Here is a 15,211-nt window from a genome sequence, read left to right on the forward strand (position 1 = left end):
GGCAGCGCTCACCACTGGCCGAAGTCGTCGTGCAGGATGTTGTTGAGGTCGATGCCGACGCCGTCCAGTGAGCGCTTGTCGATCTCGAACTGGTGCAGGTCGGCGGCGGGGTGCACGAAGCCTTTCGGCGTGCCCCAATTGTGCTGCCAGTAATAGGTGGCCAGGCCTGCGGCGGTGGCCAGTTCGATGGTCGGCGCGTTGGCGTACATGCCCGTGTTCTCGCGGCCGAGCACCTCCTGCCAGCCGAGCAGGTAGGGCGCGATCATCGTGGTGAACTCGACCGGATCCGGGTTGTCGTCGATCGATGCGTAGATCGGCACGCCCTCGGGACCGCCTGCGGCGCGGTGTAGTTCGAGTCCGCGCTGTGCGTGCTTGATCCCGGCGTCGAAGCCACCGCGCCAGTCCGCGGTCGGTCCCTTGCCGAACTGATAGCAGGACACGATGTGCAGCCCGGCGTTGTGCAACTGGTCGACCTCGTTGGCCAGCAACGGCTTACCGACCATCCATTCCGCGCCGGGGCGACGATCCGAGACGTAGCGGATCACGCCGAGATGCCCGGCCGCCATGATCGCCTGGGCCGAGGGCACCCCGCCGGAATAGTCGATCAGCGTGCCGAGCGGCTGCCGGGCGGCCGCAGGCGCGGCGGCCGCGGTCACCCCGAGCGCGGCCGTGGCCGCGGCATAGCCGAACAGTCGGCGGCGGGACAGAGACATCGAACGCATCGCAGGACTCCTTCGCGCAACCCCGACCATGGATGGCAGTGCTCAATCGGCCCTTCGCAGGCGTCGTAGCCGGCCCGGCGCACCTTCCCCATACCTTTACTCGCGCGCCGGGGGCCTCGAACGTGCACTCATTTCACCACAATCACATGGGAACCGCTAGACCCACGGGACACAGCTGTTCACATTGGTCACACGCCCGAGTGCGCCGAGCAGGGTTTACGCGGTGCCGTCGATGCGAGCCGCGACGTCGATGGTCCGGCCGGAGCTGTCCGCCAGCTCCTTGCCGACGACCCCGGCGACCTGCGCGATGACCTGCTTCTTGATGCCGGCCAGAGCGCCGAGCGTGGCCGCGCGCACGCCGTGCGCCTTGAACTCCAGCCGGATCTCGTCCCGATCCGGCGGCGGCACGTCGATGATCACGAGCAACGGATCGGCGGCACGCGCCGTCAGCACCAGCGGTACCTCGACGTCGGCGCGGTAGCGGTTGGCCTTGAGCACGTCGACGGTGATGTCCAGGCTGACCGGCAGTGTCAGGTCGAAAGCCCGTGGCGTATCGGCCTTGTCGGCCAGCTGTGGCACTCGGATGGTGCCGCGCACGGTGACCGTCGCCGCGTTGCGCGGCCCGGTCTTGAGCGGGCCGACCTCGATCGGCCGTCCCGCCATCTTCTCCACCACGTGCAGCACCCGATCGCGGGTGACGATGCGGGAGAAGAACCGGTGCCCGAATTCGTCGTAGCCGATCCAGTCGAATTCGGCCTGTTCCCGATATTCGGACCGGGTTCCGCCGACCAGCGCTTCCACGTCGAACACGCGCGCGCGACGGGCCTGCGGATCGGCGAGCATGCCGTTCACCCGGGACGCGACCTCCCGCTGCACGAGACCCGCGATCGGATCGAGCAGCATTTCCAACGCCGAATCCTCGGCCTGGGCCCGCAGCACGAAGCTGATGTCGCGCTGGGTGATCGGCGGGATATCGATGACGATCAGCAGCGGGTCGGCGGTGCGCGCGTGCAGGGTCAGGTCGACCTCGACCCGTGCCTCGAGCCGCAGCTTCTTGCCGCCCAGCAGCACCTTCAGCGCCAACGACACCGGCACCGTGACCTCGAATGTGACATCGGGGCCGCTGTGCAACACCTCCGGTGTGCCGACCTTGCCCTCGGCGACGAACCCGGCGAGTCCGGCCGGGCCGAGGGAGAACGGCCCGATCGTCATGCCGCGCCCGGTCACGCCGGCCACCGCGGCCTCGACCCGGTCCTTCGTCACCGCGTGCGTGACGAAGCGCTCACCGAAGGCGGCGTAGTCGATCCAGTCGGGATCGCTGCTCGTTTCGTCGGTCGGCTGCATCAGTTGTTCCGGAACCTCACCACTCGATGGACATCCGACACGGTACGCGACCGACATTGCCCGGAACTTGCGCGCGGCTGAACCCGAGATCCCCGTCCTGTCGATGAGGGGGAGACAGGGCGGGGATCGGCGACGGCGCTGCCGGGCGCCGCCGCTTCTATCGTAGAACTAATTGCGCACCCGCTGGAATGCCTGTTGCCGCTCAGTGGCCGCGGCGCCGTTCACAACCGCCCGAATCCGACGATCCCCGGCACCTCCGCGAGCCGGAACGTGTGCAGGCCGATTTCGCCGAACTCGTTGCCGCCCAACGTCGTCACGGTCTCCGCGTCGGCTTTCAGCACGATGTTGGTGTGCTGGTTGAACGGACTGGCATCGCTGTAGAGGATCACGTCACCGGTGCGCGGTCGATAGTCGCCGAAACGGACGAATCGGTCAGCGCCCGTGTAGAACTCCCGCAGGGTGTAGACGCCGGGGATTCGCCACGAGCCCGAATTCGGGTTGGCCAGCGGTACGCCGGACTCGCGCATCACCCAGCTGACGAAGTCGGCACACCACGGTTCCCGCACCCCCTCGGCGTACTTCTCCCCCGCACCCGGCGACCGGAACTCCCGCTCCGCCACCGCGATCACCCGCGCTTGCGTCGGCTCGAGAGCCGAACGATCGATCGCGGGGAACGCGGTGAGCCGCTCGCCCGCGATCGCGGGCGGATGGGTGCGGTCCTGCCACCACCGCACACCGACCACCCCTGCGGCCACCAGCGCGGCGGCGACTACCGCGGCCACCAGCCAGACTCGCACCCGCCCACGTCGAGCCACGGCACCGACCTGCTGCTCGGACATCACTTCCCCGGTTCGTCACGGTCACCTCGCTCGTGACCCTTGCTGAATTCTACGAACGGGTGGACCGAACGGTTCCCGGTGAAAAAACGATTTGCTCTCACCCCAGCGGCTGATGTAGATTTCTACCACCCCGCTACAGGATGGTAGATATGGGATTGAATATCAAGAACGAACAGGTGCACGCCTTGGTGCGTGAAGCAGCGGAGCGGACGGGGATGACGCAAACCGGCGTAATCGAGGAGGCACTGAAACGCATGTTGAAAGAACTCGATGCCGAGCACGAAACTGTGCTCGACGATCTACGGACCATCTCGGCGGATATGCACGCCATCGTGAGGGAGTCCGGCTACCCACCCTTGACCACCGATGATCTCTACGACGACGAGGGGCTGCCCGCATGATCATGGATGCGTCCGCCCTGCTCGCCATCGTCAACGGCGAACCCGAATCCGATTCGTTCACCAAGATTCTGGGCTCGACCAGAGGCATCTCGATGTCGGTGGTCAACCATTTCGAGGTCGCCATCAAGGTCGACCGTCACCCGAATCCGGTGCTCGCACGGCGCACCGAACAACTGATGGAACGAGCAGGTATCGAGCTCGTTCCGGTGTCGCTCGAACAAGCAGTGATCGCCCGCGCCGCATACCGCGATTTCGGCAAGGGCAGTGGGCATCCCGCCCAGCTCAACCTCGGCGACTGCTTCGCCTACGCACTCGCCACCGTCACCAAGGAGCCGCTGCTCTACAAGGGCAACGACTTCGTGCACACCGACATCAGATCCGCGGTCTGATGTCTCGTTGAACCGGTGGTGCGGCGGCCCGGGCCGCCGCACCACCCGCCACGCCGCCCGTATTTCCCTCCCTCGGGCGGGAATCCGCGATAGGGTCCGGAAAACCGGGCGACGGGGAGGTACGACCCTGGACACGCTGTGGACCTTCGTAGTACACCGGCGACATCAGCTGCTCATCGACTCCTATCTGCATGTGTCGGCGGTGTTGCAATCGGTGCTGCTGGCGACGATCGTCGCGGTGCTGATCGGAATTCTGGTGCACCGCAGTCCCCTTGGGTCCTCGCTGTCCACGGCCCTGGCGAGCGCGATTCTCACCGTGCCGTCGTTCGCCCTGCTCGGCCTGCTGATTCCGATTCTCGGCCTCGGCGTCGGCGTCGGCCCGACCATCACCGCGCTGGTGCTCTACGCGCTGCTGCCGATCCTGCGCAACACCATCATCGGACTCTCCTCGGTGGATCCCGCGGTCACCGACGCGGCCCGCGGCGTGGGGATGAACCGGCTGCGCGTGCTCGCCGCCATCGAACTCCCGCTGGCCTGGCCGGCCATCCTGACGGGTATGCGGGTCAGCACCCAGTTGTCCATGGGCATCCTCGCCATCGCGGCGTACGCCAAAGGGCCGGGGCTGGGCAACCTGATCTTCTCCGGCCTCGGCCGTCTCGGCAGCCCGAACGCGGTGCCGCAGGCGCTCGTCGGCACCGTCCTGATCGTCGTGCTCGCACTGGTATTGGACGGGATCTACGTCCTGCTCGGACGTCTCACCACCTCGAGGGGAATCCGTGACTGACACCGAAACCCGTTCCGGCGCCGCCTCGACGGCGGTGTCCGGCGAGGAGATCGTGCTCGACGCGGTCACCAAACACTATCCGGGTCAACGCGATCCGGCCGTCGACCGGGTGTCCATGACGATCCCCGCCGGTGAGATCGTCGTGCTGGTCGGCCCGTCCGGCTGCGGCAAGACCACCACCATGCGGATGATCAACCGGTTGATCGAACCGACCTCGGGCACCATCACGATCGGTGGACGCGACGCCGCCTCGATCGACGCCGACCAGTTGCGCCGCGGCATCGGCTATTCGATTCAGCAGGCCGGGCTGTTCCCGCACATGACGGTCGCCAAGAACGTCGCGACCGTGCCCGGGCTGATCGGCTGGGATCGCAAGCGGATCGCGGCCCGCACCGACGAAATGCTGGACCTGGTCGGCCTCGATCCGGACACCTACCGGCACCGCTATCCGCGCCAGCTCTCCGGCGGCCAGCAGCAGCGCGTCGGCGTGGCCCGCGCGCTCGCGGCCGACCCGCCCGTGCTGCTGATGGACGAGCCGTTCGGCGCGGTCGACCCGATCACCCGCGGCCTGCTGCAGGACGAATTGCTGCGCCTGCAAGGCGAATTGGGCAAGACCATCGTCTTCGTCACGCACGATTTCACCGAGGCGGTCAAGCTCGGCGACCGCATCGCCGTACTGGGCAGCCGCTCGCGCATCCTGCAGTACGACACACCCGCCGCGATTCTCGCCGATCCCGCCGACGAGACGGTCGCCGGCTTCGTCGGGGCCGACGCGTCACTGAAACAGCTGACGCTCACGCGCGTGCAAGACGCCGAACTCGCCCAGTGCCCGACCGCCGTCGAAGACGAACCGGTCGATGGCCTGCGCACCGCGCTCGCCGAGCGGGACTGGCCGTGGGCGTTGATCCTGGATCGGCAGCGGCGGCCGCTGCGCTGGGTCTCGACCGATCACTTGGCGCACGCGAACTCGTTGCGCGACACCGGGTTCGCGATCGGCGAGCCGCTGTCGCTGCGCTCCACCCTGCAGGACGCGCTGGAAGCGCTGCTCGCCGACCAGACGGCGAACGCGGTGGTCACCGGCAAACGCGGCGAGTACGTCGGGCTGATCACCATCGACACCCTGGTCGCGCACCTGTCGGCGATGCGGGCCGAACACGGCTCCGGCAGCACACCCGGTCGCGACCGGGCCCCCGAAACCGGCGGCCCCGCAGCGGGTGACGCGCCGTGACCGCGACCGCCGGCACCGCACCGACCGTCGCCGGACCCGCGGCGCAGCGCCGAGCCGAGCGGATCCGGTTGATCGCGCAGCCGGTGCTCGTCGTCCTGCTCACCGCGGGGGTGCTGGTGTGGGCCTTCGCCAGGGACCTGACCGTCACCCAGCAGGCGAGCCTGAACACCGGCAACATCGTGACCGTCACCTGGCAGCACATCCTGATCACGGCCACCGTGGTACTGATCGTCGTGGCGGTCGCGGTGCCGCTCGGCACCGTGCTCAGCCGACCCGGATACCGCCGCGTCGCACCGCTTTTCGTGGGCATCGCGAATATCGGCGCGGCCGCCCCCGCGATCGGCCTGATCGTGCTGTTCTATCTCGCGACCCGCACCACCGGGTTCTGGATCGGGGTCGCGCCGATCGCGTTCTATTCGCTGCTTCCGGTGCTGCGCAACACGATCCTGGGCTATCAGCAGGTGGATCGCACGCTCATCGACGCCGGCCGCGGTCAGGGCATGTCGGCGGCGACGGTGTTGCGCCGCATCGAGTTTCCGCTCGCGGTGCCCTACATCCTGGCCGGGCTGCGCACCTCGCTGGTACTCGCGGTCGGCACCGCGACGCTGTCGTTCCTGGTCAGCGCGGGTGGTCTCGGCATTTTGATCGATACCGGTTACAAGCTGCGCGACAACGTCACGCTGGTGGTCGGCGCGGTGCTCGCGGTGGCCCTCGCGCTGCTGGTCGACTGGCTCGGCGCGCTCGCCGAACAGTTCCTCGGACCGAGGGGGCTGCGGTGAACCGGCGATGGCGGGGTCTGGCGCTCGCGACGGGGCTACTGCTGCTCGCGGCGTGCGGGCTGGAATCCGGTGCCGCGGTACCGCTTCGGGTCGGTCCGGGCAGCATCCAGCCCGTGCCCGAACTCGACGGCGTGCGGATCATCGTGGGGTCCAAGGACTTCACCGAGCAGAACATCCTCGGCTATCTCATCGAATTCGCGATGTCGGCGGCGGGCGCGGAGGTCCGCGACCTGACGAACATCCAGGGCTCCAACAGCCTGCGCGACGCGCAGCTGCACGGTCAGATCGATGTGGCCTACGACTACACCGGCACCGGCTGGGTCAACTATCTCGGCAAGGAACAACCGATCCCGGACGAGCTCGGTCAGTTCGAAGCCGTGCGCGCGGCCGATCTGGACGCGCACGGCATGGTCTGGACGGCCATGGCCCCGATGAACAACACCTACGCCCTGGTGACGAGTTCGGCCACCGCGCAACGCACCGGCGTGCGCACCCTGTCGGACTACGCGAAACTGGTCGGCACCGATCCCGAGGCCGCGGCGACCTGCGTCGGCACGGAATTCAATGTCCGCCAGGACGGATACCCCGGCATGGCGCGCAAGTACGACATCGACACCGGCAAGGTGCGCAAGCAGATCGTCCAGGATCCGATCGTCTATCAGGCCGTCGCCGACGCCAAACAGTGCCGGTTCGGTTCCGTCGCCGCCACCGACGGCCGCATCCCGGCACTGGATCTGGTTCTGCTGCAAGACGATCGAGCATTCTTCCCGAAATACAATGCGGCCGTGGTGATGCGCGCATCCTTCGCCGACGCGCACCCCCAGGTCGCCACCATCCTGGAGCCGATCTCGAAACGCCTGACCAACGAGGCCATCACCGAGCTGAACCGGCAGGTCGACGTCGAGGGCCGGGAACCGGCCGAGGTCGCCCGCGACTGGATGGTCGCCGAAGGCTTCGTCACCGCTCGCTGAACGGCGGTGCCACACAAACACTGTGATGTCCCGCAGCCGAAATCGTCGCCGATTCCGCATGCGGGACATCAAAGGTCTTGTCCGAGTTCAGATCCGCGGATCGCGACCGAGGTAGCGGAGCAGTTCGGCGACCTCGGTGTCGTCCGGCTTGCCGTCGACCACGGCCGCGTACGCGCCCCACTGCCGCAGCGGCTCGACGATCTCGGCTTCCTGGCCGCTGCCCGGCGCGGGGTGCAGGGCACGGGCGGCCGTGAGCAGGCGCCCGGCCAGTTCGTCGGTGAGCGGGGACGGCTGACCGGTGGCGATCGCGATATCCCAGGCGTGCACCGCGGCGTCCAGCGCGCACATCACGGCGGCCACCGGGGTGGCGAGCGCACCGTGCGGCAGCGGGGTCGGCACCGTCTCGGTGCCGTCGGCGACCGTCCCCCACGCCGTGGTCGTCTGCTCGATCGCGTCGTCCACCAGGGCCTGCGCCGGACCGTCGATGCTGCCCGACGGCTCGAAGGGGTTGAAGGCCGGGCCGGTGCCGATGCCGAGGAACTGCGCGAAGGCCAGCTGATCGCCCGCCGCGTGCTGCACCACCTGGGTCACGTTCCATTCCGAGCACGGGGTCGGCAGCTGCCACTGGTCGGCGCCGACGCCGGCGACGACGGTTGCCAGGGCACGGTAGGAGTCGGTGAGCACGGCGCGCCAGACGGGGCTGAGGGTCGCGGCGGCGGTGTTGGTGGCGTTCATGTCGGAGCCTTTCGAGTTCTTGTTTCTTGCTTCTTGCTTCTTGCTTCTTGCTTCTTGCTTCTTGCTTCTTGCTTCTTGCTTCTTGCTTCTTGCTTCTTGCTTCTTGCTTCTTGCTTCTTGCTTCTTGCTTCTTGCTTCTTGCTTTCTTGCTTTCTTGCTTCTTGCTTTCTTGCTTTCTTGCTTTCTTGCTTTCTTGCTTTCTTGCTTTCCTTGCTTCTTGCTTCTTGCTTCTTGCTTCTTGCTTCTTGCTTCTTGCTTCTTGCTTCTTGCTTCTTGCTTCTTGCTTCTTGCTTCTTGCTTCTTGCTTCTTGCTTCTTGCTTCTTGCTTCTTGCTTCTTGCTTCTGACATGAGCTTATGCGGCCATTAGGCTAATATCGTTCCTAATATGACGACGGGAAAAATGTGATGCCGACCACAGTGCGGGTATTGCGTTTGCTGGCCATGCTCCAAGATCGCGCGCACACCGGGCGGGAACTGGCCGAGCGCTTGCAGATCACCGATCGCACACTGCGCCACGACATCCAGCGCCTGCGCGAACTGGGCTATCCGGTGCAGGCGCAACGCGGGTCGGTGGGCGGCTACCGGCTCGGTCGCGGCACCACGATGCCGCCGCTGCTGCTCGACGACGACGAGGCGGTGGCGGTCGCGGTGGCCGTCGGCCTCGCCGAGGACGGCGCCACCGGCATCGCGGATATCGGCGACCACGTCACGCGGGCGCTCGCCAAACTGGACCAGATCCTGCCGAAACGCTTGCAGCGCAAGGTGACCGCGCTCCGCGAGGCCACCGCGATCGGCCCGGCCACCACCGGCTCACGCGAGCCCGACGCGCCGGTTCCCGCCGCGGTGCTGACCACGCTGGCCAGTGCGATCCGCGACGGCGCCACCGTCGTCGTGGAACAGGACGAACAGTCCGGGGAAATCGAGCCCTATCGGCTGATCAATTGGCAGCGCCGCTGGTACCTCGTCGCCTATCTGCTCGAAACCCATTCCTGGAGCGCGATTCCCGTCGCCAGGGTGCGGCGCGCGAGCACCGGCAGCCGTCGGTTCGCGGCCCGCGGACTGCCCGACGACGACCTGGTCGCGTTCGTGATGCGGCATATCGCGACCACCGGCTGGCAGGTGCAGGCCCGGGTGACGGTGCTCGCCTCCGCCGAAACCGTCATCGCCAGAATCAATCCCGCGGTCGGCGTGGTCGAGGCCGTCGACGAGCACACCTGCGTGCTGCTGACCGGGGCCGACGCGCTGGAAACCATCGCCATCTACCTCAGCATGCTGATGATGGACTTCCGCGTCGAGGAACCGCCGGAGCTGGTCGCGCACATCCGCACCCTCGCCCGCCGCTACACCGCGGCCGTTCCGCCGGACTGAACCGGACATACGAAAGGGGCCGAACCGAGCGAACTCGATTCGGCCCCAACGACGTTCCGCTCAGGCGTGCCCGACCTTGGTGGCCGCGTCGGCGGCCCGGCGCATCGGGATCAACGCGGTGAGCACGATGGCCACGATGGCCGCCGCAGTCGCGATGAGGAAGGTGGTGTGGAAGCCGTCGCGCGAGGGCAGCACGTGCGGGCCGAGTTGCATGGTCATATGCGCCAGCACCACGCTCATCACGGCCGAGGAGGTGGAGGTGCCGACCGAGCGCATCAGCGAGTTCAGGCCGTTCGCCGCCGCGGTCTCGGTGATCGGCACCGCGCCCATGATCAGCGCGGGCATCGCGGCGTAGGCCAGGCCGACGCCCGCCGCGACGATCATCGACGCGACCATGATCTCCCAGACACTGTTCATCAGCACCACGGCGCACAGGTAGCCCGCCGCGATCACCGCAGCGCCCAGCGCGAGGGTGATCTTCGGGCCGCGGGCCGCGGACAGTCGCGCCGACACCGGCGAGAGCAGCATCATCACGAAACCGGTGGGCGCCAACGCCAATCCGGCGTTGACCATGGTCAGGCCGAAGCCGTAGCCGGTCTGCTCCGGCGCCATCAGCAGCTGGGGGAAGGTCAGCGACATGCCGTAGAGCGCGAAGCCCACGGCGATCGAGGCCAGGTTGGTGAACAGCACCCGCGGCCGCGCCGAGACCCGCAAGTCGACCAGCGGCGAACGCTGCCGGAGTTCGAACGCGCCCCAGCCGAGGAACACCACCACCGACACCGCGAACAGGATCAGCGTCGGCGCGCTCGCCCAACCCCAGTCCGCACCCTTGGTGATCGGAATGAGCAACGCCAGCAACGCGATCGACAGACCGAGCGCGCCACCGAAGTCGAATTTGGCCGGGGTGCGCACCGGCGACTCCGGCACGAAGACGAAAACCAGTGCGGCACAGATGACACCGAGCCCGGCGGCGGTCCAGAACAGCATGTGCCAGTCGGCGTTCTGCGCGATGGCCGCGGCCAGCGGCAGGCCGAGGGCGCCGCCGACACCGAGGGTGGCGCTCATGATCGCCATGGCCGAACCGACCTTCTCGGCGGGCAGTTCGTCGCGCATGATGCTGATGCCCAGCGGGATCGCACCGACCGCCGCGCCCTGCAGCGAGCGCCCGACGATCTCGGGGACCAGCGAGGAGAACGTCGCGCACACGACCGAACCCGCGACCAGCAGCAGCAGGTTGGCGAACAGCACGCGGCGCTTGCCGAACATGTCGCCGAGCCGACCGCTGATCGGCGTCGCCACCGCGCCGGCCAGCAGGGTCGCGGTGACCACCCACGAGGCGTTGGCCGCCGAGGTGTCCAGCAGCGTGGGCAACGACGGGATGATCGGGATGACCAGCGTCTGCATGAGCGAGACGACGACACCGACCATGCCGAGGGTTGCGATCAGCACGGCCGGCGCCGGACGCCGTCGGTCGTCGGTATCGGAGACGGTCGAAGACGCGTCGGCAGCAACACTCACAAATGTGCACGCTACACACGATGTGTATGGTGCACAATTTGATATCGGCGTGACGCACACGACATAGTGTGGCCATGTCCGATTCCGGTTCAGCCGACGCCGCCGCGCTCCCCCGCCTGGTCTACGAGCTGACCCTGCTCGCCCGGCACTTCCCCGCGTCGCTGCTGCGCAGACCGGGTTTCCAGCTCGATCGCTCGGCCTTCCTCATCCTGACCAGGCTGGAATGCGACGATCCGCTGAGCCTGCGCGAGTTGTCCGAGGCCTTCCAGCTCGACATCTCCACGATCAACCGCCAGGTCGCCGCGATGCTCAAGCAAGGACTCGTCGACCGCGTGCCCGACCCCGAGGGCGGTATCGCCCGCAAGATCCGGGCCAGCACCAAGGGACTGGAAGCGCTGGCCTCCGATCGCAGGCAGAGCCACGACGGTATCGGAGCCGTGGTCGCGGACTGGCCCGGCACCGATATCGACCAGCTCGGCAAACTCATCGCCCGCTTCAACCAGTCCGTCGAGCACCTCGAAGACAACCCTTGGCCCCGCCCTCCCGAGGTGCGCTGACCCGCCGCCGGATGGCGGATCCACGGGCCGACGAGGTCGTCCGTGCGGCGATTCCTTTCGAATCAGCACGCGCCATGGAGCTTTTCCACCGATAACCGGTGGATGAATGGAGCAGATCGTGGCGCCGATCGATGCTGGCTCCGGCGCAGCGTGCTCGATCCGAGCACCCGCCCCGCGAAAAAGGAAGCCACATCATGATTCTCGTTACCGGTGCCACGGGAACGGTCGGCCGGGCCCTGATCGAGCAGCTACTCGCCGCAGGTGAACAGGTGCGCGCGGTCACCAGACGGCCGGAGTCCGCCCGGTTGCCCGCCGCCGTCGAGGTGGTCCGTGCCGATCTGGGCGACGCGACCGCGGTGGCCGCCGCCATGCGAGACGTCGACCGCGTCTTCCTGCTGTCCACCGGACCCGCGATTCCCGAGCACGACGCCGTGGTCGCCGCAGCGGCGGCCACCGCGGGGGTCACCCGCCTGGTGAAGCTGTCGTCGGGTCGTGCCGGTGACGAGACGGCCACCGATCCCATCCCCGCCTGGCATCGTGCCGGGGAAGCGGCGGTGCGGGCGTCCGGCGTGGCGTGGACCGTCCTCCGTCCGCTGGGCTTCATGTCCAACGCACTGCACTGGGCGGGCACGATCCGCGCACACGACGCCGTGCACGCGCCCTACGGCCAGGGCCGCATCGCCGTCATCGATCCACGCGATATCGCAGCCGTCGCCGCGGCCGCCCTGACCACCGACGCGCACGTGGGGCAGATCTACACCCTCAGTGGGCCCCAAGCGCTTTCGCCCGGCGAGCAGACCACGATCATCGGCGAGATCCTCGGCCGGACGCTCGAATTCCGGGAGGTCGCGCCGGAGCAGGCGCGGCGGTCTCTGCTCGACCACGGCGTGCCTGCCGAGCTGGCGGACGCGATCATGGCGCTGCGCGCCACCGCGCTGGCGTCGTTCACCTCCGTCGTGCACGACAGCGTCGAGCGGATCACCGGGGTGCCGCCGCGCACCTTCCGGCAGTGGGCCACCGACCACGCGGCCGAATTCCAGCTCGGCGCGGCCTGACCGCGGGACCGCCGTAGGATCGCAGCGTGAGGCTGGGTGTGGGGTTGCTCGCCGTGTCGGTGCTCGCGGCGGGGTGCGAGGCCAACTTCGGCGCGGACGAGTGGGCCGATTGGACCGTCACGGTGAACTACACCGCGGTCGAGTCCTACCACGACGGCCCGCGCGAGCCGGTACGCGGTTGCGCCGATGCCGACTGCACCGATCCCGATGCCGAAATAGGCCTGCTGCCATCGGATTTCATCGCCGCGGTGCGTGAAGAGGGGACCGGCCGGATCACCAGCGGCGCGCACGCGGGAACGTACCTGAACTGGTCCTACGACACCGGTTTCTGGCTCGACTCCGCGCCGCGCGACGCCGCGGGCGACATCTTGCGGCCGTTTCAGAGCGCCGCCGCCGACGGGCTCGACCCGGGCACCCGGCTGCGCCTGACCGACTGCGGCATCATCGATCCCGAAGCCGCCGACGCGTGCGCCAGATTCCGGTCCGCCGAATGGTTCGTCGGCGACGAGTTCATCCCGGGCTTCGGCGGCCCGCACCACCTCGACCTCTATGTCGGCGAGGAAAACGCCCCGGACTTCACCGACACCGCCGATTTCGTCCTGTTCGCCGGTGCGACCGTCGAACCCGTCGTCTAGCGGTCAGCTCGCGGCGCTCAGGTAGACGCCGGGGGTGATGCCGTAGCACCGCCGGAACCAACGGGTGAGATGCGCCTGGTCGGCGAAGCCCGCGGCGACGGCCGCCGCGGCGACCGGGCGGCCCGCCGCGATCGAGCGGCGCGCGGCACGCAAGCGGAGCAGCCGCTGGTAATCACTCGGTGCCAGACCGTAATTGGCGCGGAACGCCCGGTACAGGGCGAACCGGCTGCACTCGGTCGCCTCGGCGAGATCGTCCATGGACAGCGGCTCGAGATAGCGGTCGTCGAGCACGGCCCGCACCCGGCGGGCGATGTCCACGCCTACCCCGCCCCCGCCGGTGCCCGACCGCACCAGCGGCCGTCGCGCGCCACGACGCACCAGCGCGGCGACCGTCGCACCGAGCGCCTCGTCCGCCACCAGCTCGCTGCCGGGCTGCCAGAGGCTCGCGTGCAATCTGGACAGCGCCCGGGACAGCAGCGGATCGTCCAGTACCGGATCGGCGAACAGCGGCAGACCGGTCGGCCGCGCGGACTGTTCGGTCAGCAGATCGGTGATCAACTCGGTGCCGATGTGCACGATCGAATAGGTGAAACCCAGCTCGGTGGTGCTGTGCCCGTCGTGCGGCTCGTCGGGGTTGAACGCCATCACCATGCCCGCCGCGCTGACCCGGGACGCGCCCCGGCAATCGAAGCTCTGCGCACCGAACCTGGTGAGCCCGAACGAGTACGTCTCGTGGCTGTGCAGGTGATAGACGTGTCGCTCGAAATGCGCCTGCATCACCTCGACCGGACGGTCCGGCATCCGCCGGTACGTCACCCATTCACCCGCCGCCACCCCACCATTGTCGCCGCACCAGCGTTCAATACCGCGACCCGGTCGGCGCACGAGGATCGGCCCCGTGCGTATTCGATTGATGCTCGTACTGGTCATGGCGCTGTGGGGCAGCGCGTTCGCCTCGTCGAAACTGGCGGTGCACGACGTGCCGCACGAGGTGGCGGGGTTTCTGCGGTTTCTGATCGGCAGTCTGGTGCTGATCGTCGTGTTGCGTCCGGCGCGGTTGCCCGCGGCGGAGTTCACCCGCATCGCGGGGCTCGGGCTGATCGGCGTCTTCGGCTACAACCTCTTCTTCTTCCTGGGCCTGTCGCTGGCGCCCGCGGCGGACGGCAGCGTGATCGTGCCGATGACGGCGCCGGTGCTCACCTTCGCGGTGCTGAGCGCGCTCGGCCGCACTCGGCTGTCCCGGTCCGGCGCGCTGGGTCTGACCGTGGCGGTAGTCGGCGGGGTGGTGTTCTTCCTGGGCATCCCGGCCGCCGGCGGGCAGCGCCTGTTCGGCGATCTCGCCTTCGTCGCCGCGGCCGCCTGCTGGGCCGGCTACACCATGCTGGGTGCGCCGATTCTGGCCAGACATGCCGCGCCCACCGTCACCGTCTACGCCACCGCCGCGGGCACCGCGGTGCTCGGCCTGCTCGCCGCGCCCGTCCTGCCCGCCGTCGCGTGGTCGGAGCTGAGCCCCGGATTCTGGCTCAACCAGGCCTATCTCGGCATACTGCCGACCGCCCTCGCCTACGTGCTCTACTACCGCGCCGTCGGACAGGTCGGTCCGGCCACCGCGTCCACGGCGATGTTCCTGGTGCCGGCCTTCGGCTTGGCCTGCGCATGGGTCCTGCTCGGCGAGACGATCGCTCCGGTGCAGGCGGTGGGCGCGGCGGCGATGCTCGTCGGCGCCTGGCTGAGCACCCGTAAAGCCACGCCCCCGGCCGCGACGCCGACGTTGAACCAGGACGAGACCCTGTCCCCGGCAACGTGATCCGTGGAACCCGGCGTCGACGAGACGCCGCGCCGCTAGGCTCTGCGGCTGGGTCGGGCACGACAACGGAGGCGCTTC

At 68.3% G+C, this 15,211-nt stretch carries 17 protein-coding genes; 11 read left to right on the plus strand and 6 right to left on the minus strand.

Going from position 1 to position 15,211, the window contains the following annotated elements:
• Positions 1-8: 8 nt before the first annotated feature.
• The 3 genes from O3I_RS36115 to O3I_RS36125 all read right to left on the minus strand — a co-directional run bounded on the left by O3I_RS36115 (position 9) and on the right by O3I_RS36125 (position 2,905).
• The gene (locus tag O3I_RS36115; protein WP_014987992.1) at positions 9-722 is read right to left on the minus strand and encodes a DUF1906 domain-containing protein; all 714 of its coding nucleotides are present in this window, start codon (positions 720-722) and stop codon (positions 9-11) included.
• Between the two features lie 216 nt (positions 723-938).
• Complete coding sequence (locus O3I_RS36120; RefSeq protein ID WP_014987993.1) at positions 939-2,066, minus strand: hypothetical protein; 1,128 nt, start codon at positions 2,064-2,066, stop codon at positions 939-941.
• 221 nt (positions 2,067-2,287) lie between these two features.
• Positions 2,288-2,905 carry a CHAP domain-containing protein gene (locus tag O3I_RS36125; RefSeq protein ID WP_014987994.1) on the minus strand — a complete coding sequence of 206 codons (618 nt, stop codon included), beginning with the start codon at positions 2,903-2,905 and terminating at the stop codon, positions 2,288-2,290.
• Between the two features lie 149 nt (positions 2,906-3,054).
• Here O3I_RS36125 and O3I_RS36130 point away from each other — a divergent pair, with 149 nt between their 5' ends.
• The 6 genes from O3I_RS36130 (at position 3,055) to O3I_RS36155 (ending at position 7,457) form a co-directional block, all read left to right on the plus strand.
• On the plus strand, positions 3,055-3,306 hold the full coding sequence (locus O3I_RS36130; protein ID WP_014987995.1) for a type II toxin-antitoxin system VapB family antitoxin: 252 nt from the start codon (positions 3,055-3,057) through the stop codon (positions 3,304-3,306).
• Positions 3,303-3,695 (plus strand): type II toxin-antitoxin system VapC family toxin, encoded by a 393-nt coding sequence (locus O3I_RS36135; protein ID WP_014987996.1) that lies wholly within the window; start codon positions 3,303-3,305, stop codon positions 3,693-3,695. Before O3I_RS36130 ends, O3I_RS36135 begins: the two co-directional genes overlap by 4 nt.
• Before the next feature lie 127 nt (positions 3,696-3,822).
• Positions 3,823-4,479, plus strand: coding sequence for an ABC transporter permease (locus O3I_RS36140; protein ID WP_041564792.1), 657 nt, complete (start codon positions 3,823-3,825; stop codon positions 4,477-4,479).
• Positions 4,472-5,707 carry an ABC transporter ATP-binding protein gene (locus O3I_RS36145; RefSeq protein ID WP_014987998.1) on the plus strand — a complete coding sequence of 412 codons (1,236 nt, stop codon included), beginning with the start codon at positions 4,472-4,474 and terminating at the stop codon, positions 5,705-5,707. Before O3I_RS36140 ends, O3I_RS36145 begins: the two co-directional genes overlap by 8 nt.
• On the plus strand, positions 5,704-6,486 hold the full coding sequence (locus O3I_RS36150; RefSeq protein WP_014987999.1) for an ABC transporter permease: 783 nt from the start codon (positions 5,704-5,706) through the stop codon (positions 6,484-6,486). Before O3I_RS36145 ends, O3I_RS36150 begins: the two co-directional genes overlap by 4 nt.
• Complete coding sequence (locus O3I_RS36155) at positions 6,483-7,457, plus strand: glycine betaine ABC transporter substrate-binding protein (protein WP_014988000.1); 975 nt, start codon at positions 6,483-6,485, stop codon at positions 7,455-7,457. The genes O3I_RS36150 and O3I_RS36155 overlap by 4 nt, the downstream gene beginning before the upstream one ends.
• Positions 7,458-7,544: 87 nt before the next feature.
• Here O3I_RS36155 and O3I_RS36160 read toward each other — a convergent pair whose 3' ends face one another.
• Positions 7,545-8,192: a TIGR03086 family metal-binding protein gene (locus O3I_RS36160; protein ID WP_041563092.1), complete on the minus strand. Its 648-nt coding sequence runs from the start codon at positions 8,190-8,192 to the stop codon at positions 7,545-7,547.
• Between the two features lie 406 nt (positions 8,193-8,598).
• Here O3I_RS36160 and O3I_RS36165 point away from each other — a divergent pair, with 406 nt between their 5' ends.
• Positions 8,599-9,561, plus strand: a complete 963-nt coding sequence (locus O3I_RS36165; protein WP_014988002.1) for a helix-turn-helix transcriptional regulator — start codon at positions 8,599-8,601, stop codon at positions 9,559-9,561.
• Positions 9,562-9,621: 60 nt separating this feature from the next.
• Here O3I_RS36165 and O3I_RS36170 read toward each other — a convergent pair whose 3' ends face one another.
• Positions 9,622-11,079, minus strand: coding sequence for an MFS transporter (locus O3I_RS36170; protein WP_014988003.1), 1,458 nt, complete (start codon positions 11,077-11,079; stop codon positions 9,622-9,624).
• Between the two features lie 74 nt (positions 11,080-11,153).
• On the opposite strand from O3I_RS36170, the gene O3I_RS36175 reads away from it, so the two are divergent.
• From O3I_RS36175 to O3I_RS36185, 3 genes are all read left to right on the plus strand, one after another.
• The gene (locus O3I_RS36175) at positions 11,154-11,636 is read left to right on the plus strand and encodes a MarR family winged helix-turn-helix transcriptional regulator (RefSeq protein ID WP_014988004.1); all 483 of its coding nucleotides are present in this window, start codon (positions 11,154-11,156) and stop codon (positions 11,634-11,636) included.
• 194 nt (positions 11,637-11,830) lie between these two features.
• Entirely contained in the window at positions 11,831-12,691 is an 861-nt protein-coding gene (locus O3I_RS36180; protein ID WP_014988005.1) for an NAD(P)H-binding protein, read from the plus strand.
• 26 nt (positions 12,692-12,717) lie between these two features.
• A complete protein-coding gene (locus tag O3I_RS36185) occupies positions 12,718-13,326 on the plus strand; it encodes a hypothetical protein (RefSeq protein ID WP_202804898.1) in 609 nt (202 codons plus the stop codon).
• A 3-nt stretch (positions 13,327-13,329) separates the two neighbouring features.
• On the opposite strand, the gene O3I_RS36190 is transcribed toward O3I_RS36185, so the two are convergent.
• Positions 13,330-14,160, minus strand: coding sequence for an AraC family transcriptional regulator (locus O3I_RS36190; protein ID WP_014988007.1), 831 nt, complete (start codon positions 14,158-14,160; stop codon positions 13,330-13,332).
• Between the two features lie 64 nt (positions 14,161-14,224).
• On the opposite strand from O3I_RS36190, the gene O3I_RS36195 reads away from it, so the two are divergent.
• A complete protein-coding gene (locus tag O3I_RS36195; protein ID WP_141691916.1) occupies positions 14,225-15,133 on the plus strand; it encodes a DMT family transporter in 909 nt (302 codons plus the stop codon).
• The last annotated feature ends 78 nt before the right edge of the window (positions 15,134-15,211 follow it).

It is taken from the genome of Nocardia brasiliensis ATCC 700358, from assembly GCF_000250675.2.
GTDB classification, from domain to species: Bacteria; Actinomycetota; Actinomycetes; order Mycobacteriales; family Mycobacteriaceae; genus Nocardia; species Nocardia brasiliensis_B.